The sequence below is a fragment of the Cetobacterium sp. 2A genome (assembly GCF_014250685.1).
Classification (GTDB): Bacteria; Fusobacteriota; Fusobacteriia; order Fusobacteriales; family Fusobacteriaceae; genus Cetobacterium.
In genome coordinates this window covers 1-20185 of record NZ_JACFAJ010000014.1, presented here as the reverse complement: position 1 = coordinate 20185, position 20185 = coordinate 1, and the positions used below count along the sequence as shown (strand labels likewise).

21 protein-coding genes and 1 riboswitch are annotated in these 20185 nt (G+C 30.8%); of the genes, 5 read left to right on the top strand and 16 right to left on the bottom strand.

The genetic code is table 11. The features are described from left to right. Window position 1: 1 nt before the first annotated feature. The 3 genes from H3N56_RS12585 to H3N56_RS12575 all read right to left on the bottom strand — a co-directional run bounded on the left by H3N56_RS12585 (window position 2) and on the right by H3N56_RS12575 (window position 2424). Window positions 2-1486: a sugar ABC transporter ATP-binding protein gene (locus tag H3N56_RS12585; protein WP_185881528.1), complete on the bottom strand. Its 1485-nt coding sequence runs from the start codon at window positions 1484-1486 to the stop codon at window positions 2-4. A 156-nt stretch (window positions 1487-1642) separates the two neighbouring features. After that, complete coding sequence (locus tag H3N56_RS12580) at window positions 1643-1954, bottom strand: FMN-binding protein (protein WP_185881527.1); 312 nt, start codon at window positions 1952-1954, stop codon at window positions 1643-1645. Window positions 1955-1968: 14 nt separating this feature from the next. Continuing rightward, a complete protein-coding gene (locus tag H3N56_RS12575) occupies window positions 1969-2424 on the bottom strand; it encodes a TSCPD domain-containing protein (RefSeq protein ID WP_185881526.1) in 456 nt (151 codons plus the stop codon). 135 nt (window positions 2425-2559) lie between these two features. Beyond that, window positions 2560-2657: riboswitch (TPP riboswitch) on the top strand. Window positions 2658-2711: 54 nt separating this feature from the next. Between H3N56_RS12575 and tenA the strand changes: the two genes are divergently transcribed. Genes tenA through H3N56_RS12555 form a run of 4 tightly spaced genes read left to right on the top strand, consistent with a single transcriptional unit; the run spans window position 2712 to window position 5813 of the window. Further along, entirely contained in the window at window positions 2712-3371 is a 660-nt protein-coding gene (gene tenA, locus H3N56_RS12570) for a thiaminase II (protein WP_185881525.1), read from the top strand. Next, window positions 3372-4094 carry an ABC transporter ATP-binding protein gene (locus H3N56_RS12565; RefSeq protein ID WP_185881524.1) on the top strand — a complete coding sequence of 241 codons (723 nt, stop codon included), beginning with the start codon at window positions 3372-3374 and terminating at the stop codon, window positions 4092-4094. It abuts the gene before it with no gap. Then, the gene (locus H3N56_RS12560; protein ID WP_185881523.1) at window positions 4084-4827 is read left to right on the top strand and encodes an ABC transporter permease; all 744 of its coding nucleotides are present in this window, start codon (window positions 4084-4086) and stop codon (window positions 4825-4827) included. Before H3N56_RS12565 ends, H3N56_RS12560 begins: the two co-directional genes overlap by 11 nt. Continuing rightward, window positions 4827-5813, top strand: a complete 987-nt coding sequence (locus H3N56_RS12555) for an ABC transporter substrate-binding protein (RefSeq protein ID WP_185881522.1) — start codon at window positions 4827-4829, stop codon at window positions 5811-5813. Before H3N56_RS12560 ends, H3N56_RS12555 begins: the two co-directional genes overlap by 1 nt. Here the strand turns inward: H3N56_RS12555 and H3N56_RS12550 are convergent. Beyond that, a complete protein-coding gene (locus tag H3N56_RS12550; RefSeq protein ID WP_185881521.1) occupies window positions 5797-6732 on the bottom strand; it encodes a transketolase family protein in 936 nt (311 codons plus the stop codon). The genes H3N56_RS12555 and H3N56_RS12550 overlap by 17 nt on opposite strands. Window positions 6733-6737: 5 nt before the next feature. Next, the gene (locus H3N56_RS12545; RefSeq protein WP_332478887.1) at window positions 6738-7532 is read right to left on the bottom strand and encodes a transketolase; all 795 of its coding nucleotides are present in this window, start codon (window positions 7530-7532) and stop codon (window positions 6738-6740) included. A gap of 102 nt (window positions 7533-7634) precedes the next feature. Here H3N56_RS12545 and H3N56_RS12540 point away from each other — a divergent pair, with 102 nt between their 5' ends. Next, the gene (locus tag H3N56_RS12540) at window positions 7635-8987 is read left to right on the top strand and encodes an NAD(P)/FAD-dependent oxidoreductase (RefSeq protein ID WP_185881519.1); all 1353 of its coding nucleotides are present in this window, start codon (window positions 7635-7637) and stop codon (window positions 8985-8987) included. A gap of 92 nt (window positions 8988-9079) precedes the next feature. Here H3N56_RS12540 and H3N56_RS12535 read toward each other — a convergent pair whose 3' ends face one another. The 11 genes from H3N56_RS12535 to H3N56_RS12485 form a co-directional block, all read right to left on the bottom strand. Next, a complete protein-coding gene (locus H3N56_RS12535; RefSeq protein ID WP_185881518.1) occupies window positions 9080-9400 on the bottom strand; it encodes a (2Fe-2S)-binding protein in 321 nt (106 codons plus the stop codon). Window positions 9401-9503: 103 nt separating this feature from the next. Then, a complete protein-coding gene (locus H3N56_RS12530) occupies window positions 9504-10223 on the bottom strand; it encodes a beta-ketoacyl-ACP reductase (protein WP_185881517.1) in 720 nt (239 codons plus the stop codon). A 20-nt stretch (window positions 10224-10243) separates the two neighbouring features. After that, entirely contained in the window at window positions 10244-11038 is a 795-nt protein-coding gene (locus H3N56_RS12525) for an OAM dimerization domain-containing protein (RefSeq protein ID WP_185881516.1), read from the bottom strand. Further along, complete coding sequence (locus H3N56_RS12520) at window positions 11038-12597, bottom strand: lysine 5,6-aminomutase subunit alpha (protein WP_185881515.1); 1560 nt, start codon at window positions 12595-12597, stop codon at window positions 11038-11040. Before H3N56_RS12520 ends, H3N56_RS12525 begins: the two co-directional genes overlap by 1 nt. After that, on the bottom strand, window positions 12590-13951 hold the full coding sequence (locus H3N56_RS12515) for a DNA mismatch repair protein MutS (RefSeq protein ID WP_185881514.1): 1362 nt from the start codon (window positions 13949-13951) through the stop codon (window positions 12590-12592). Before H3N56_RS12515 ends, H3N56_RS12520 begins: the two co-directional genes overlap by 8 nt. Before the next feature lies 1 nt (window position 13952). Further along, window positions 13953-14954, bottom strand: a complete 1002-nt coding sequence (locus H3N56_RS12510; RefSeq protein WP_185881513.1) for a hypothetical protein — start codon at window positions 14952-14954, stop codon at window positions 13953-13955. Between the two features lies 1 nt (window position 14955). Then, on the bottom strand, window positions 14956-16206 hold the full coding sequence (gene ablA, locus H3N56_RS12505) for a lysine 2,3-aminomutase (RefSeq protein WP_185881512.1): 1251 nt from the start codon (window positions 16204-16206) through the stop codon (window positions 14956-14958). Window positions 16207-16265: 59 nt separating this feature from the next. Then, window positions 16266-17300 carry an L-erythro-3,5-diaminohexanoate dehydrogenase gene (locus tag H3N56_RS12500; RefSeq protein WP_185881511.1) on the bottom strand — a complete coding sequence of 345 codons (1035 nt, stop codon included), beginning with the start codon at window positions 17298-17300 and terminating at the stop codon, window positions 16266-16268. Between the two features lie 11 nt (window positions 17301-17311). After that, window positions 17312-18130: a 3-keto-5-aminohexanoate cleavage protein gene (locus tag H3N56_RS12495; RefSeq protein ID WP_185881510.1), complete on the bottom strand. Its 819-nt coding sequence runs from the start codon at window positions 18128-18130 to the stop codon at window positions 17312-17314. A 5-nt stretch (window positions 18131-18135) separates the two neighbouring features. Beyond that, a complete protein-coding gene (locus tag H3N56_RS12490) occupies window positions 18136-18522 on the bottom strand; it encodes a hotdog domain-containing protein (RefSeq protein ID WP_185881509.1) in 387 nt (128 codons plus the stop codon). 34 nt (window positions 18523-18556) lie between these two features. Continuing rightward, window positions 18557-20053 carry a Na+/H+ antiporter NhaC family protein gene (locus H3N56_RS12485; protein ID WP_185881508.1) on the bottom strand — a complete coding sequence of 499 codons (1497 nt, stop codon included), beginning with the start codon at window positions 20051-20053 and terminating at the stop codon, window positions 18557-18559. Window positions 20054-20185: the final 132 nt, after the last annotated feature.

Sequence of the window (20185 nt, the reverse complement as noted above, 5' to 3'; positions counted from 1 at the left end):
TTTAATTTCCCCCTAAAAATGCAACTCTTAGCACTTCTTCTTGATTTATATTTTTATCTTCAAAGATTTTAGCAATTTTTTTGTTGTGAATGACCGCGACTCTATCTGATACTCCTACCACTTCTGAGAGTTCACTTGAAACCAAAATAATTGCTACACCCTGTCTTTTCAATTCATTTATTACTTCATATATCTCTTTTTTTGCTCCAACGTCTACACCTCTTGTTGGCTCATCTAATATAAGTATTTTTGGTGATGTTTCTAACCATTTAGCAAAAACTATTTTTTGCTGATTTCCACCACTCAAACTCTTTACTTTTTGATTACTATTAAAAACTTTTATTTTTAATTTTTTTATATAATCATCTACCACAGTATCTATTTTCTTTTCATTTACTATAAATTTATTTATAAATTTTTTCAAAGATGGTACGGCTATATTATCTCTAACATCAAAATCTAATATTAACCCCTCTTCTTTTCTGTCTTCAGTAACAAAACCTATTCCATGATTTTTAGCATCTAGAGGATTTTTTATTAAAACTTCTTTCCCGTTGATAAATATTTTTCCATTTTCTAAATTTTTACTTCCAAATATAGCGTGCATTATCTCAGATCTTCCTGACCCCATAAGACCAGCAAATCCTAAAACTTCTCCAGCTTTAACAGAAAAACTTATATTTTCAAACTCTCCTTTACGAGATAAATTTTCTACTTCTAGAACTGTTTCCCCAACTACAACTTCATCTTTTAAATACAGATTATCAATTGATTTTCCAGTCATCATTTCTACTACTTTTTCTTCAGAAATTTCTTTTAGTGATTCTGTTCCTATATAAGTTCCATCTCTTAAAATAGTTATATTATCACAAATCCTAAATATTTCCTCCATTCTATGAGAAACATATAAAAAACTAACTCCTTGATTTTTTAATTCAAAAACTATTCTGAAAAGATTTTCTATTTCTTTATTAGTAAGAGCAGCTGTCGGCTCATCTAATATCACTAATTTGGCATTTATTAAGAGAGCTTTCGCTATCTCTATCATCTGCTGATAACCAACACTCAAATCTTTCATGGGTGTATTCGGTAGAAGATGATCAATCCCCAATACTTTTAATTTTTCTTGGCATATTTTTGACATTTTTTCTTTATCTAAAAGTCCTCTTTTTCTTAATTCTTTTCCTAAAAACATATTGTCACAAATTGTCATTTCTTTAACCACATTTAGCTCTTGATGAACATATGCAATTCCATATTTTTCACTATCTTTAATACTTTTTATTTCAACTTTTTCTCCATCTATAGATATTTCACCATCATCTTTTGTGTATACTCCTGTCAAAACTTTTATTAAAGTTGATTTTCCTGCGCCGTTTTCTCCCATAAGAGCATGGATTTCACCATCTAGTATATTAAGATTCACTTTTTTCAATACTTTAATATCTCCAAATGCCTTACAAATGTTGTTCATTTCAACTTTCAAAGTGTTTCTCCCTTCTTTTTTCACAATTTCTGATAGTATTGTAAACTAATTTGTGCTTTTTTTCAACATTTTTTGTTTAATTATTTGTCTAAATATTCCAAAAAATAAAAAAACCTTCCATTTTTACAATAATTTTGGAAGGTCTACATTTCTCTATTATTTAGCTAAAGCTTTTTTTAAAGCTTCTTTTACACCATTTGTTGTGTAAGTTGCTCCTGCATAATTATCAATATTAGCATTTTGCTTTTTAAGAATATCTTTTTTTATTTCAACTATTGCTGGATCAGCAACTTTTGGAGAATCTTTATGCTCTATTTTAACATCCTTGATTGTTTTTCCATCCATTTCAAGAATAACTTTTACATTGTCTCTATAACCGAATGCTTCTCCCTCTTTTACAGTAGTCGCCCCAAATGCTACTGCTGAAGATACCAATGCCACCATTAAAACTAAAAAATATTTTTTCATTTTTTCTCCCCCAATTATCCTAATTTCGCCTGACAAAGTCCACATCCACTACATACGTGTCCAGCATTTAAAATTGTCACTACACCCTTTTGCTTCATAAGTTTATTTCTTATTTCAGTTACGTGTCCTTCTCCCTCACCCATAACATGGTATTTTAACATTTCAACCATATTATCCATACATGATGTTACTCCTGGCATTTGAGCTCCTGAACACTCATTATCATCTAATAATTCTATAACCTTAGTAACTTCCATTCCTGGTAGAAGTTTAGAAATAGCATTCAAATTTCCTGGGCAACCTCTCGCTGCTTTAAATGATTCTATTTTCCCTTCTTTTACTTCTACAGTCATCAGAGTACTACATACTCCGTGTGGTTCTTCCGTAAATTTTACATCTTTTTTTATTTCTGCTAAAGATGTTTGGCTTAAAATTGCAGTTCCAGCCAATAAAATTGCTAGTTTATTCATAAAAACCTCCCCATTTTGTATAATCTGTACTGTTATTACCCCATTTTTTCGATTTTGTCAATACAAAATCCCATTTTTTTATTTTCAATTGACATTTCTAGCTTTTTTATAGTATAGTTTCAATTAACGAAATAAAAAAAATGCTAGGGGAGCCTTTGGGCTGAGAAGTTTATAACTGACCCTTTGAACCTGATCTGGATAGTACCAGCGTAGGGAAGCTGTTTTTTAGCATTTTTAGCTGCGTCCTTGATGCAGCTTTTTTATTTTCAAAATTTTAGGAGGTTTTTATGTTATTTTCAAATCAGCTACTAAATAGTGCAACAAATATTTGGGATACATATTATTCACACCCTTTTGTTAATGGGATTGGAACGGGAGAATTAGAGGAAGATAAGTTTAGATTTTATATAGTCCAAGATTATCTATATCTTTTAGATTATGCAAAAATTTTTGCTCTTGGTGTAATAAAATCTGAAGATGAAGCATCTATGCAAAAATTTTCTAAACTATTAGATGGAATTTTAAATTCTGAAATGGGAATTCATAAACATTATATGAAAGTTTTAAATATTACTAAAGATGAAATTGTAAACTCAAAACCATCTCTAATAAATTTATCATATACTCATTATATGATGTCTGTTTCTCACAATGGTGGAATGCCAGAAATAACCGTTGCCCTGCTAGCTTGTATGTGGAGTTATCATCTTATAGGTTTAGAATTATCCAAAATTGAAAATTCTACCATTCATCCTCTTTATGGTGATTGGATAAAGACATATATCTCTGAAGACTATCAAAAAATAAACCAATGGTTAATCGATTTAACAAATAATTTTTGTCAAAATCTTTCTAGTTCTCACAAAGAAAAATTAATAGAAATTTTTATTAATACTAGCAAATATGAATATTTATTCTGGGATATGGTTTATGGAAAGGAAGTTTAAATGGATTCAATTTTAAAAATTAATAACTTAAATTTTAAATATAAAAATTCTGATTGTAATATTTTAGAAAATTTTAATCTGAATATTAAAAAAGGAGAATTTGTTTCTATATTGGGAGCTAGTGGATCTGGTAAAACCACTTTACTAAGAATATTAGCTGGTTTAGAAAAAGTTAATTTAAAATCTATTTTAAATAATTCGTTAAAAATTTCATATATGCCTCAAAATGATTCTTTGTTGCCATGGAAAAATATTTTAGAGAATATAGTTTTACCTCTTGATATACAAGGTGTTGATAAGGAAACCTCACTAAAGAAAGCAAAAGATCTTTTGAAGGTTCTTTCCTTAAGTCAATGGGGAAACAGTTACCCAAAAGAACTATCTGGAGGTATGAGACAAAGGATCTCGCTAGTTCGAACACTTATATCGGATGCAGATTTACTACTACTTGACGAACCTTTTAGTGCTCTAGATTCAATTACTAAAATTTTTCTTAGAGAATGGCTATCAGAAATAATTTTAAATCTCGATAAAACATTTTTATTTGTTACACACGATATTGATGAAGCAATTTATCTATCTGATAGAATTATTGTAATAAAAAATTCTCCAATTAAAGATTTTAAAGAATTTCATATCAATAAAAATCTTTCAAATATAGACTTAAATAATCTAAGAAATAATATCTTAACTACTATTAAAGGAGAAAAATATGAAAAATAAGCAAAATTACTCGTTTTTATCTACAGCATTTTTCATATTAATTTGGGAAATAATATCCAGATATGTTGGCAAACAATATCTTCTTCCTTGGCCATCAGGAATTTTAAAATTTATATTTGAAAATCGAATCTCACTATTTTTTGTACATCTTCCAGCAACACTATTAATTGTTTTAATTTCTCTGAGCATCTCTATAGTTTTGGGAATTTTACTAGCTATACTCATGGATAATTATGAATGGTTTGAGCAAATGATTTATCCTCTCATAGTTACATCTCAAACTTTACCTATTATAGCTATTGCCCCCATTTTTATTCTCTGGTTTGGATATACTATATGGAGTAAAGTTATCGTCGCTATAATTATGATATTTTTTCCAATAACAATTAATATTCATGAAGGTTTAAAATCAGTAAAAAAAGAGTATTTAGAATTATTAATTTCCATGAATGCATCAAAGCGACAAATTTTTTTCAAACTTAAAATACCAACAGTTCTTCCCTATTTATTTTCATCTTTAAAAATTGTCATTCCATTAAGTTTAATAGGAGCTTCAATAGGGGAATGGTTGGGATCAGAAAAAGGACTTGGGTATTTTAGTAAAAGAATGATGACACAATTAAATGGTTTTGGAGTATTTGCCCCAATCCTAATTTTATCAATTTTTGCCATCATTTCTGTAAACTTTATTAGTATATTAGAAAAAAAATATATTTATTGGAGAGGTCAATAATGAAAATTATTAAATTTTTTATAATATCTATACTATCATTTATTATAATATCTTGTGGAAAATCTAAAGATATTAAAAATTTAGAATCTGTTGATTTAGTCTTGGATTGGTACCCCAATGCTCTACATAGTTTTATATATACCGCAATTGAAAAAGGATATTTTGAAGAAGAGGGACTAAAGGTTAATATAAGATTTCCATCAACTCCAAACGATCCAATTGCCCTTACTGCGGCTGGAAAAGCAGATATTGGACTTTACTATATGCATGAAGTTATCATGAAAAAGACTAATGAAAATATTCCTATAAAATCCATCGGAGCAGTTACTAAAAAACCTTCAAATGTTATTATTTCTCTTAAAGATAAAGAAATTTTTTCTCCGGAAGATTTAGCTGGAAAAAAAATTGGATATTCTGGTTCTCTTTATTCAGAATCAATTATCAAATCACTAGTTAAAAATAGTAATAAAGATATTGAATCAGTAAAATTAATAGACGTCGGTTTTGAGCTTTTAACGGCGATGATTACAAATCAAGTGGATGCAACAATTGGTGGGGTTATAAATCACGAAATTCCAGTTATGGAAGATAAAGGATTTGAAATAAATTATTTTACACCAGAGCAATATGGGATTCCAAATCATTATGGATGGGTTTTTATAGCGGGAGATGAAACTATTTTAAATAAAAAAGATACTTTGAAAAAATTCCTAAAAGCTTCAGAAAGAGCAATTTCTGACGTGAAAAATTCTCCTTACGAATCAGTAGATTTAATTATTAAAAATCAACAAAAAGAAAGTTTCCCATTATCTAAAAATATTGAAAATAAAAGTATAGATATACTTATTCCAATGATGATTTCTGAAAATGGGAATTTTTTCTTTCAAGATAAAAATATTTGGGAACAAAATAATGAATGGCTTTTAAAAGAAAATCTTATAGACAAGAAAATTCCTTCCGAAAATTTCTTTATAAATCTTCTATAAAGTTTTTTATATTAAGATAAATAGATTGCTCGTCTAAACCGTATTCTTTTATTAATTCAGATGGCGTGCCAGATTGTCCAAATTCATCCTCAATCCCAATTATTTTAATTGGGATTGGATTTTTTTCACAAATTACTTCAGCTATAGCAGATCCTAATCCTCCACTCTTTTGGTGTTCTTCTATTGTAACAAAAGCCCTTGTTTTTAATGCACTTTCAATTATCAAATCTCTATCAATTGGTTTTATTGATGAAATATTCACAACTCTTGCCGAACAACCATCTTTTTTTAACATTTTTTCTACGTCCAATGCTTTTGAAACCATAAATCCAGTTGCAAAAATAGTTATATCAGTTCCCTCTATTAATATATCACTTTTTCCAATTTTAAAAGATTTTTCCTGCGAATATATTATTGGATACATAGCTCTAGCTAAACGTATATAACAAGGGCCTTTCTCTTCTAAAACTGCCTTAAAAATAGCTTTAGTTTCATTTGAATCACATGGTTGAAAAACTTTCATATTCGGTAAAACTCTCATAATTGCAATATCTTCTAAAGCTTGTGCTGTTCCTCCGTCTTCTCCAACTGTCAGTCCCGTATGAGTTGCAACTATTTTTACATTTAAGTTATTATAACAAACTAATATCCTTATTTGGTCATATGGTCTAGTAGTCAAAAAAGATGCGAATGAGGAAACTATAGGGATAAAATTTTCATCTGCAAATCCTGATGCTATACCTATTAAATCTTGTTCTGATATTCCAACATTAAAAAATCTAGTTGGAAATTTCTTCTGAAACTCAATAGCTTTTGTTGAATCCTGTAAATCAGCAGAAAGAGCTACTATCTTTTCGTTTTTCTCTCCCATTTCAACCAATACTTCCCCAAATGCATCTCTTGTAGATTTCATATCCATTCTCTTTATCCTCCAATCTCTTCAAGTGCTTTTTGTAATTCCACGTCATTAGGTGCTTTTCCGTGCCATAAACTATTCATTTCCATAAATGAAACACCCTTCCCTTTAATTGTATTAGCTATAATTACAAACGGCTTTTCAGTTTCTTTTAAAAATTTATTGAACGCCATTTTAATTTCTGAAATATCGTGTCCATTAATTTCTACTGTAGACCATCCAAAATCTTCAAATTTTTTTCTTAATGGTTCGAGAGATTTTATTTCTCTTACTAATCCATTTTCCTGAACTTTATTATAATCAACTATCGCACATAAATTATTCAACTTTCTAAATCCCGCAGTCATAGCTGCCTCCCAAACATTCCCTTCTTGCAACTCTCCATCTCCAAGATAACAAAAAGTTTTATAATCTTTTTTATTTAATACTCCAGCCATCGCTACTCCACAAGAATAGCTCAATCCCTGTCCTAATGATCCTGTTGAAAGCTCAACTCCAGGAACTTCTCTATAGACATGACCTTGTAATAACGAATGTAACTTTCTGAAATTTTTTAATTCTTTTTTAGGAAAAAATCCAAATTCTGATAAAATTGAGTAAACAAGTGCTGATGCATGTCCTTTAGAAATAATAACTCTGTCTCTATTCTCTAACTTAGGATTATTTGAGTCATATTTTAAAAATTCTGAATATAACACATACAATAATTCCACTCCAGAAAGTGAACCTCCTGGGTGCCCTGATCCAGCAGTATGAATCATTTCTAATATTTCTCTTCTAATTCTTTTACATTCTTTTTCCACTTGTAACACCTCCACTTTAATATACAAAATTAAAAGATAATTTCTTTTTTTGTGAATAATATTGTAAGATTATTCACAGGATATTATTTAAAGGAGATTACTATGAAATATGATGTTATCGTTATAGGTGGCGGAGCTGCAGGATTGACTGTTGCAATTGGCTCCACAAAAATTGGAAAAAAAGTACTTTTAATTGAAAAAAAACATATAGGTGGGGAATGTACTTGGTCAGGATGTATCCCCTCAAAATCTTTTATTCATCTAGCAGCACAAAATACAGATCCAACTAATATTTTCAAAGAAGTCAATAAAATTATTTCTAATGTATATTCTCATGAAACTCCAGATGTTTTAAGGGATATGGGAATTGATGTAATTATTGGAAATCCAAAATTTATTGATTCTAATACCATTATTGTAGATGGTAGCGAATATAAAAGTGAATATATAGTTATTTCTACTGGAAGCTCACCATTTATTCCTCATATTCCTGGCTTAGAAAAAATAGAATATCTCACTAATGAGAATTTTTTCTTACAAACTGAAATCCCAAAATCTATTGTTTTTATAGGAGGTGGAGTAATTTCTCTAGAACTTTCTTTACCGCTTGCAAAGTTAGGAAGTAAAGTCACTATTTTAGAAAAATCAAAAGTACTTCTTCCACTTGAAGATCCAGAAATAGGAGAGTATGCTATTAATTGCCTAAAAGAAAACAATATTACTTTAGAATTGGGAGTAGATGAGATAAGTTTTTCTAAAGATGGAATCAAAACTAAAGTTAATTTTGTCCAAAATGGAAAAAATAAAATTGTTGAATGTGAAAAAGTTTTTCTATCCACAGGAAGAAAACCTAATTTAGATGATTTAGATTTAGATAAAGCGGATATTTCATATACAGAAAAAGGTATTTTAACAAATGACTATCTTCAAACATCTATGAATAATATTTATTCAGCTGGAGATGTTTGTTGCCCATATAAATTTTCACACATGGCAGGTTATCAAGGTGAAATTGTCGTTAGAAATATTGTAGCCCCAGTTATAAAAAAATCTGCAGACTATACATCTATTCCATGGGTAATTTTTCTAAGTCCAGAATATTCCAGAACAGGTCTTAATGAAAAAGAAGCAAGAGAAAAATATGGAGTAGATTTAAGAGTTTATACTCTTGACGAAAAAACGAACGATAGATCTATAGCCTCATTAGAGAAGAAATTTCTTCTAAAAGTAATGTGCTATAAAGATAAAATCGTTGGAGCTTCATGTCTTGGAGAAAGAGCAGGTGAAATTATTGGAACTATTCAATTAATGAAGTCTTTAAATATCCCTCTATACAAATATGTTGAATCTATTCAAGCATATCCAACATATTCAGATGTTATAAGAAAAATTGCAAAAATGGCAAATGTTGAGCATCTTTCTGAAAATCCAATTTTAAAACTTTTAAGAAAATAAAAAAAGAGAGATTGTATTCTTCATATTAATCAAGGGGTCTTGGTTCTATAAAATACAGAACTAAGACCCCCTGAAATACTCTTTTTATTTAATTAGAACTTTCTCTCTATTATATCCTTTACTAAAACCTTACATCTTCCACAAGCTGCTCCAGCTCCAGTAATTTCTGCTACTTCCTCTGTCGTATCAGCACCATTTCTAACTGCATTAATAACTGATTCCATAGAAGTTCCTGTACATCCACATACAGAAGAAAGTATCTTCTCTATCTCTTCAGCACATTTTCCACAACCAGTAGCTGCTCCTGTCATCTCTTTTATCTGATCTAGAGTACGTGCCCCTTTAACCATTGCCATTCTTATAGTAACATAATCTACATTTTTACAAGTACATATTATTTTATTTGCTGCCATCTTTATTCTCCTTTAATCTTCCAATTATATAGCTGTTTTTGAAACGTTATAATTATATCATAAGTAGAAAAAAGAAAAAAGAATTATTCTAAAGTTTTCTTTATTAAATAGTAAGTCCTCCATCTACACCTAAAGTTTGACCAGTTATAAAACTTGAATCATCACTAGCTAAGAATACAACAGCATTTGCTATATCTTCCGATTCTCCTAATCTTTTTAAAGGAGTTTTTTCAATCATTCCAGCTATAACTTTTTCAGGTAAATCAACTGTCATTGGAGTCTTTATAAATCCAGGAGCTATTGCGTTTGTTCTAACTTTTGCTCCTTTTCTTGCAAACTCTTTTGCCCATGCTTTTGTTAATCCTATTACCCCAGCTTTAGTTGCTACGTAGTTAGTTTGTCCTATATTTCCATAAACTCCAACTACAGATGAAAGATTGATGATAGATCCTATTCCATTTTCCATCATTATAGGAGCTATTGCTTGAGTTAAATTAAACACACCTTTTAAGTTAACGTCAATTACAGCATCCCAAGCTTCTTCTGTCATCTTTTGTATTAAAGCATCTTTAGTTATTCCTGCATTATTTACTAAAATATCAACTTTCCCATATTTTTCTTTTATTTTTTGAACTAAATTTGCTACCCCTTCTCTATCTACGACATTTAATATTTCTGATTTTATATTATCATTTTGGAATTCTCCAACACCTAAATCGCATGAATATACGATTGCTCCTTGTTCTGCTAACTTGTTACAAATTTCAGCTCCAATTCCTCTTGCTCCACCTGTTACAACTGCTATTTTACCTTCTAATTTCATTTAGCTCCTCCTTAAAATATCTATTTAGATTCTCTTAATCTTTTTTCCATTTCTTGAGCTACATAAGACGCAACATCATCTGCATAAGTTCCTGTTCCAAATCCAGCATCATATCCAAGTTCTTTTGCTAATTCATGAGTTATTCTTGCACCACCACAAATCAAAATAACTTTATCTCTAATTCCTTCAGCTTCTAAAATTTCAACAAGTTCTATTAAATTTTTTATATGAACATCTTTTTGAGTTACCGTTTGAGAAACTAATAATACATCTGCACCAATTTCTATAGCTTTCGCTACAAACTCTTCATTCGGAACCTGACTTCCTATATTTAAAGCTTCAAACATTTCATATCTCTCAAGTCCATAATGACCGGCATATCCCTTCATATTCATAACAGCATCTATACCTACCGTATGAGCATCAGTTCCAGTACTTGCTCCAAGTATTGTCAACTTTTTCCCAATATTCTCTTTTATATACTTATCTGTATCTTCCATAGACCAAGTTGTTGATTCTACTTTAGGAACATATATAGTACTGTAATCAACTGTGTGAGTACAACTTCCATAGCAGTTAAAGAAAGTAAATCCATCAGTTAATTCTTTATAATATGAAACTTGTGGATTTTCAAATCCCATTTTCTTTAAAAGTTGCTTTGCTGCTTCTACTCCCTCTTCTCCCGCCGGAACAGGAAGAGTAAATGAAATCTGAGTCTTTCCATCATTCATAGTATCACCATAAGGTTTAACCATTTTTAAATCTAAAGTTGTATCAAAACTTCTTGCTTCCATTGAATATAGTCCACCACTCATTATTGGTTACCTCCTAACATTTTAGGGATAAATAAATTCATATAATTACTTCCCTTTTCAACTACTCCTGCAAGACCCTTTCCACCAGTTCTACTTCTTTTTATATCAGCAAATGTTCCTTTTTCTAAAGAATTAAATAATCCATCACTTGACATTTTATTTAATAATTCATAAGAGTTATTTAAAACTTCCTGAGCTCTTTTTTGGATCATTCCATCTTGCTTAAATTCTATTTCACTTCCTAAATCTTTCATATTATTAAAGATATATCTCGCATTTTCAATTGATAAATATCTATCAGACATAAAAGGAGTGTGAATAGCTTCTGTCATCATTCCTAAAAGTTGTAATCCTTGTCCTGTCATAATCGCAATTTGGTTAAATAAAGCATCTTGAATATGTCCTTTAAAAATATTTCCTGTCATAAATTTTGTAGGTGGCATATATTTTAATGGAGCATCAGGGAAAATTTCTCTTGTCATTTGAGCTTGAGCTAACTCAAGTAAAAATCCATTTTTTAATTCTGGATCTATCTCAAATGCATGACCAAGTCCCATCTGTCCTGCTGGAATTCCAGCAATATAAGCTAATTGTTCATTAATTAAATCTGAAGCTAATACTGTATGTGCATTTTCAACAGCATCTGCTGTTGTAAGATAGTTATCTTCTCCTGTATTTATAATAACTCCAGCAAATCCATTTATAACTCTTGAGAAGAATTGATCAACTAACGTTCTTTGCATATTTATATCTCTAAATAAAATTCCATAGAGAGCATCATTTAACATTACATCAAGTCTTTCTAAAGCACCCATTGCAGCAATTTCTGGCATGCAAAGTCCAGAACAGTAATTACAAAGTCTTATATACTTTCCAACCTCTTCTCCAACTTCATCTAAAGCTTTTCTCATTATTCTAAAGTTTTCTTGAGTTGCAAATGTTCCTCCAAATCCTTCAGTTGTAGCTCCATAAGGTACATAGTCTAATAAACTTTGTCCTGTTGTTCTTATAACAGCAATTACATCCGCTCCTTGTCTTGCTGCTGCCTGAGCTTGAATAACATCTTCATAAATATTTCCAGTTGCAACTATTACATAAAGATAAGGCTTGTCACCTTCTCCTATTTTTTCAATATAGTTTTCTCTAACTTCTCTATTTTTTCTAATTCTTTCAACTGATTCGTTTACGATTGGTTCAATTGTGGCTTTTACATCTTCTTTCGAATGTGTTGGAAGTTTTGATAGATCAATCTCTCCAGATGAAACTTTTTCAGCTATTTGTTGAGGTGAAAGATTTGTTTCTAATATTGCATTTCCAATAAAATACATTACTCCTTCATTTAAAATACCCTTATCTTTTAAATGATCAACAATTATGTTTGGCAATGGAACTTCATCGGCATCCACACCATCTATACCTAACAATCTACAAATAGTTCTTTCAACTGCAACTGTTGTATAAGAATCCACAAATCCTTGCACATCCTCAGCTATATTTTTTGCAAGACCTCTTGCCATATCTACTTTATTAAAATCTAATCCTAATTTACTTCTAGACATCCGTATTTCCCCCTTTTAAGTATCCATAAGCTCTTTTGATTATTTCTTCATCTATATTCAGAAGTTTTGCAATCGACAAAGCTTCTTCTGGAACTTTATCTAAATTATCTTCTATTAAAGAATAATCTATATAATTTTCTATATTTTTTTCAGATATATTTTCAGGGATTTCTGAATGCTTCAATCCCTTAACTCTTAATCTTTTAATGTCTTTTCCAATTTTATCATAGTGAGTTGTTATAATTGCTCTTGCATTATACTCCTTTAAAATTTGTATAACACTTTGCACAATTGCCCGTCCTTCTTGAGGATTTGTGGTACGTGCCAATTCATCTATTAATATAAGTGGCTTAACACCCCTTCTTACAAATAATATAATTCTATTAAGCTCTAGCATTTCTGCTGCATAAGAAGATAATCCTGATTCCAATGATTGAAAATCTCCAACAGTTAAATATATCTCATCTACCAATTTTATTTCTGAAGATGTAGCTGGGATAAAAAATCCCAATTGACACATATATTGACAAAGAGCTAAAGTTTTTAAACTCAATGTTTTTCCAGACATATTGGCACCTGTAATTACAGTCACACTATCTCCAATTTCTAAATCTATCTTTTGATAACTTCTAGAACTATTTTCTAAAGTTTTTAATACTTTTGGATTAAACACCTCTTTATACTTTGTTTCTAATCCAATAATAGGTTTTTTTAACTCTAACTCTTGATTTTGTTTTAGTTTTGCCAAAATGAGATCTAGATGTCCAACTTTTTCTAAAGAAGCTAGAATAGCTTCTTTGTAAATTCTTAACTTCTTACTTAATTCTTTTCTAATTCTATCCTCTATAATCATTTCTCTTTCATAGAGAGATTCGTTATCTTTTTCTCTCTTTATTTCTTCTCTTATTGAATAAAGTTCAGGAGAATATGAACTATAAATATGAAAACTCGCTATTCCAGTTTTTTCTGGATCTAAAATTTCCACTACTTTTTCTAAATTTTTGGGAGATATAAAAGGAAGGTCATTTCCTATAATCTTATATAACTCTTGAGAGCTCATTGCAAAAATTTTAATTTCAAACAATTCTATATCATCCAAAATATAGCCTTCTGCTAGTCTATCAATAGTGTTAGTTATATCTTTAATATTTAAAAGTTTTCTTTTTATATCCCTATCCAGATCTTTATTTTCAGTAATGAATTTATTAACTTCTTCCATGAAATAGTATTCATTCTCTATAGAGTTAGAGTCCGTCAGAAATTTCAAATTTTTTATTTTTTTCTTCCCTAAAAGAGTTACTGTGTTTAAATTATTAAGTATATAATCCAACCCAATTTTTTCATAAGTTGTCATTTCAAACCTCCCTTAAGTTAACAACTGGAACATCAATAAACTCTTTAAGTTTTTGTATAAGTTCACTTGAGTTTAATATATATCCAGCTGGTGAAGTTGGATTTACAGTGACTGCAATTAATTCGGTTTTTGTTAAAACCTTTAATTTTCCATTTTTTCTAAAAAATTTTCTTAAAATTTCAGGCCCTACAAATACTTTTGTAAAATCTTTAACGATTATTTCTATATTTTCTATATTTTCTTGTCTTGTTATATAGTCTATAAATCTCTCTGTAACAACTCCTGTTATATAAACTTTAGACTTGTGTTGAAAAATATTCTCTTTCAAGTTTGTAAAATGAAGAATAGATTTAATTGGTAATTTTTCTATCCCATCATTTATAAGATAAATTCCATCTGATAAATTCTCCAACTTATTTTTTTCTTCTAAATTTACATTCGAAAGATTTAGTAAATCTATTACATGTCTAGTTTTTTTTACTACCTCATTCATGTTTATTGATACCGAAGCTCCTGTCGAAAGAACAATTCCTTCTGTAATGATAGGAGACCCTACACTCAAACGAGATAGGGCCCCATCAACAATTATTATATCAGCACCTTTTTCTAAGGTATCGTCTATAACCTCTTTAACCCAAGTTCCATTAGATGGACCTGATAAAAGAATATATCCAGGAGTAAGAGCTCTTGATGTTACCAATCTTCCAAGCGCTGTAGTTCTTTCACTTACATTAACTACTTCTGCTTGAAATTTTTTCATTTTATAATGTTTTTCACTTGTTATAAACAAAGCTCCTTTTGGTAAATAAATTTCCGGTTTAGAGGTAGTCGTAACTTGGTCGACTACCTCTCCATCAATCCCTATAGAAGTAAGAGCTACAGTATAATTTTCTTTACTCAATTTTTTTAGAATATAATTCAATGTCTCTGTCTTTCCTACATTCTTTTCAAGTCCTATGGTGGAAATGCTCTTGTATTTTTTTACAGATTCGATAAAAGGCATTTTATACTCTTGATTGAGCTCTTACTTTTCTATCTAATTCTGTAGGTTCTAGAGTCATTGTTTCTCCATGAAGAAGACTAGACACTCCTGTTGAAACTTTATTTTCCATAGGAGAAGCACAAACTTCACATTGACAATTATTAACATATCCAGTTGGTTGAGTATAAGTAGTTATAACTCCTTCAAAGTTTCTTAGTACAACTTTATCTGGAGACTGTGATATTAAATAAGATGGCATTACAGGAATTTTTCCTCCTCCACCAGGTGCATCTACAACAAATGTTGGAACTGCATATCCTGATGTATGTCCTCTTAATCCTTCAATTATTTCAATACCTTTTGAAACCGGAGTTCTAAAATGCTCTAATCCCATAGATAAGTCACACTGATAGATATAATATGGTCTTACTCTCATTCTTACTAAATCATGAACTAATTTCTTCATTACGTGCACACAGTCATTAACTCCTCTTAATAATACTGATTGATTTCCTAACGGAACACCAGCATTCGCTAACATTTCACAAGCTGCTCTAGCTTCTGGAGTTACTTCCTTAGAATGGTTAAAGTGAGTATTTAACCAGATTGGGTGATATTTTTTAAGCATTTCACATAATTCTGGAGTAATTCTTTGAGGCATAACAACTGGTGTTCTTGATCCAATTCTTATAACATCAACATGTTCAATTGCTCTTATTTTTTTAATAACTTTTTCTAAATTCTCATCAGATAAAAGTAATGGATCTCCACCTGATAAAACAACGTCTCTTACTTGAGGTGTATTTTTAATATACTCTATAGCTTTGTCAATTCTGTCCATTGGCATAGCGTGGTCAGTTTGCCCAGCGAATCTTCTTCTTGTACAATGTCTACAATACATAGAGCACATATCAGTTAGTAACAATAACACTCTATCAGGATATCTATGTGTTAATCCTGGAACTGGTGAATCTCCATCTTCATGTAAAGGATCTTCTAAGTCAGCATCGGTATTATGAAGTTCATTTATAGCTGGAACTGCTTGTTTTCTCACAGGACAATTTGGGTCAGTTTCATCAACTAAACTTAAATAATATGGAGTGATTCCCATTCTGATTGTTTCTAATGATTTAGTAATTCCTTCTTTTTCTGATTCTGTTAAACTTATATGTTTTTCTAAATCTTCTAAAGTTTCGACTCTATTTCTAACTTGCCATTTCCAATCATTCCATTGTTCGTCTGTTACATTCCAAACTTTTTTAAAATCTCTCATTATGTTTTTCCTCCCTGATATATGCTCAAAATATATGTTGAAATTCTCCTAAATATTAATTATACATATAGCTTTTCAAACAATTGTCTGATTGATTCTGATTCCCTAATAATTTGTAATGTTAGATTTGCATGCCCTTTTGTATATCCATTTCCAACTATCATATTTACGTCTTTTCCTACACCTTCCGCTCCAAGAGCAGCTTTTGTAAATGAAGTAGCCATTGAGAAGAAGTAAACAACTCCATCATCTTTAGTTATAAGAATTGAAGACATTTCAGTTCCTTGAACATTTACATTATTTATTACAACGTCACAAAGTTGACCATTAGTTACTTCATTTATTGTATTGTAAATTTCAACTGGTTTTGTAGCATCTCCAACTATTACTTCGTGAGCTAATCCTAAATCTCTTATTCTTTGAGCATTTGATTCTGAATATTCAAATACTATAACTTTTCCATTTGGACCAACATTTTTCATAGCTTGATAACAACAAAGAACTCCTGATTTTCCACCTCCACCGATGATACAAACAGTGTCTCCTTCTTTTACAAGTTTTTCAACTTGAGCTGGAGCACCCGCAACATCAAGTGCAGCTAGAGCTAATTTTTCTGGAATATCACTTGGTAATACTGCATAAAGTCCACTTTCAAATACAATTGCTTTTGCATCAACATCAACTTGATCGTTTGAAGTGTTTACTTTTTTTATTTCATTGATATGTAAAGGAGTAAGAGAAAGAGATACTAATGTCGCTATTTTATCTCCAACTTTTAAATTTTTATCAGGAAAATCTGGCCCTATTTTTTCAACTGTTCCAATTAACATTCCACCTGAACCAGTCACAGGATTTTGCATTTTTCCTCTTTCAGAAACAATACTATTAATCATTTCTGCCATTTTGATCTCATCTTTTTGACAAGCTTCTTTTATTTGAGTAAAACTTGCAGAATCTATATTAAGAGTTTTAACGTCCACTAAAATTTCATTTGTTGCTATTTCCATATCGTTAGATATTTTTAAAGCTCCTTGTGGTAGTGATCCTATAGGTTGAAGTACTCTGTGAGTTCCAAATTTACATCCTTTTATCATATTAATTCCTCCTATTTTAACCCTAAAATTTGTCTAGCTTCCTCTGGTGTTGCTATATCTCTTCCTAGCTCTTTTGCTATTCTTACAACTTTTTCAACTAATTCTCCATTATTTTTTGCAAGTACACCCTTGCTTAAATAGATGTTATCCTCAAATCCAACTCTAACATGTCCCCCCGAAATTATTGAAGCTGTAGCTAAGGTAAACTCATATTTTCCAATTCCTGCTACTGAATAAGTTGATCCACATGGAATACTCTCTTTCATAAAAATAAAGTCTCTCAACTCTCCAGATATTCCCCCATTAACTCCCATAACTAAACTAAAATGCATAGGTTCTTTTATAAATCCTTTTTTAGCTAATCTAATCGCTGTATCTATCATAGATTTATCAAACACTTCAACTTCTGGTTTAACTGAATTTTCAATCATTTTTTTACCAAAAATCTTTATCATATTTTCTGTATTAACAAAGATTTCATCCCCACCAAAGTTTAAAGTTCCACAATCTAAAGTTGCCATCTCTGGAGAAAGTTCCACTGGTTCTAATCTCTCGTCTGATGTCATTCCAACCGATCCACCTGTTGAAGGTTGAATAATTACATCAGGACATTTTTCTCTTATTGCTTTCATACACTCTTCATATCTTTCTTTTTTCTGAGTTGGTGTACCATTGTCCTCTCTTACATGAAGATGGATAATTGATGCTCCTGCCATATAAGCGGAATATGCTTCATTTGCTATCTCTTCAACAGTATAAGGTACTGCTGGATTATGCTCTTTAGTTACCTCTGCTCCACAAATAGCTGCAGTAATTATAAGTTTTTCCACTTTTATCATCCCTTTCTTTGAACATTTTTTGGTACAACACAAGTTCCAATGGCCTTACAAACAACTATTGGTTCTTCTAAGAAATCTGCAGCAGAATCTGAAATGTCTGTTCTTGGAACAATAACTTTTCTTGCTTCAAATTTCATTTCTCTAGAAGTATTTCCAACTTTTGTAATTTCTCCAACAACTTCTAAATAATCTCCACCATAAACTGGTGCTATAAATTCTATATTACTGTAGGCCTTAAATAACCCTTCATCTCCATCATGCTTTATCAAAAGTTCTGTAGCAACATCTCCAAATAGCTGTAAAATTCTTGCTCCATCCACAAGATTTCCCCCATAATGGGCATCTCCTGAACTCATTCTCAATCTGATCAATGATTTTGTCATTTTACCTCTCCTTTTATTCTTCTTTGTTTATATATTAAGCCTCGGCTTCAATACCATCTTCTACTTCTATTTCCTCATGAGCTTGTCTTAATCTAACATCTGGTTCTGATGGTAATCCAAATCTTGGTATTAATCTGTCAAGTCCAGTTAATGTAAGAATCAAAATACTTCCAACTGCTATAAAGGCCATAAAGTTAAATCTTATTAAATCCATTGCATTAAATACATGTAAAGGATAAACAGCATTAGCAATTCCTAAATAGAATCCTATATATACATGCCACGGTATTAGTTGAGAACCAAAAACTCCCAATGCATCACTAAACGTAGCGTTTCTTAATCTAAGAGTTTCTATATGTTCTGGTTTTCCAACAACATTTTTCTCTACCAATTCTTTTATAATTGGTCCTATTGTAACAATTTGTGCCATCTCATCTGCAAGACCTGCATTTCCTAAAATAGAAAGAACACCGTTATAAAACATAAGTTGTCTAACATTTCTTGAAATCTTTACAACTAATATAGATATAGGTCTGAAAGCATCCATAATTTTCATGATTCCACCAAATGCAGCTACCCACATCATCATAACAATTACCCATGAACCTGCATCTGCAAATCCAGTTGTTACTAAATCTAAGAATGATTGTAAACTTTCAACTGTCCCTGCTATACTTCCAAGAACGTATGCTGATAATATTCCTATGAATAGACAAAGTAAAGTCGTCATCCCTCTAAAAGCTGAAATAAGAACTAATATCAATGGAATTACCATATAGTAAGGCACTCCATTTTTAACTTGATTTAAAAGTGCTTCAGCACTTGGTCTTTCCTCTGCTAATGCTTTCCAAGCTGCCTCAGGAATTTGATCTATAGCTTCTGCTGCATTTCCTATTGTTGTAGGTAAGTCCATAACAACTCCCGCTATATAGAAAGAAGTTACAGCTAATATTAATACAGATGCTGACCAGAAACCTTGGTGTCTTATTCTTTTTACAACTTCAACTCTTTGAATTCCAGAACTTACTATTGTGGTATCAGATATAAGTCCAATGTTATCTCCAAAACATGCTCCACCTGCGATTGCTGCTAAAGTAAGATACATATTTCCACCAACAATATGATTTAACCAAAGAAATATAGGCGCACATGCTGCAAATGTTCCCCAGCTTGTTCCTGTAGCTATCGATAGTATTGAAGTTACTCCTACTCCCACTACAGCCACTGTTCTTGCTGTCAATCCAATATTTAGTGATAAATTGATTATTGATGCTCCTACTCCAGTTGACATAAATGCCTCTGCCATTGCATATGCTGCCATCAAAATAAAGAAAGCTATTTGCATTTCTCTTGCATTTTTTATACAAGCATCCATAATATCATTTATTTTTTTCTTTGCGAAAAATACTGCGATAATCGCTGCATAAACAGTTGCAATTGGAGCTGCTATTAGTGCATCATAACCTCCCACCATAAGACCTGCTAATAGTGCTACCGGACTCAGCTTTGCCAAGGCGACTAAAATTTCCATGTTAACTCCCCCTAAAATATTTGTTTGATATTTTTAAATTTTGAGTAGAGCAGTGTAAGTGAGTACTTACTTATGACACTAGACGTATATACCTTAGGCTTTTCGTTTCGTCAATAGATTTTTTGAAAAAAA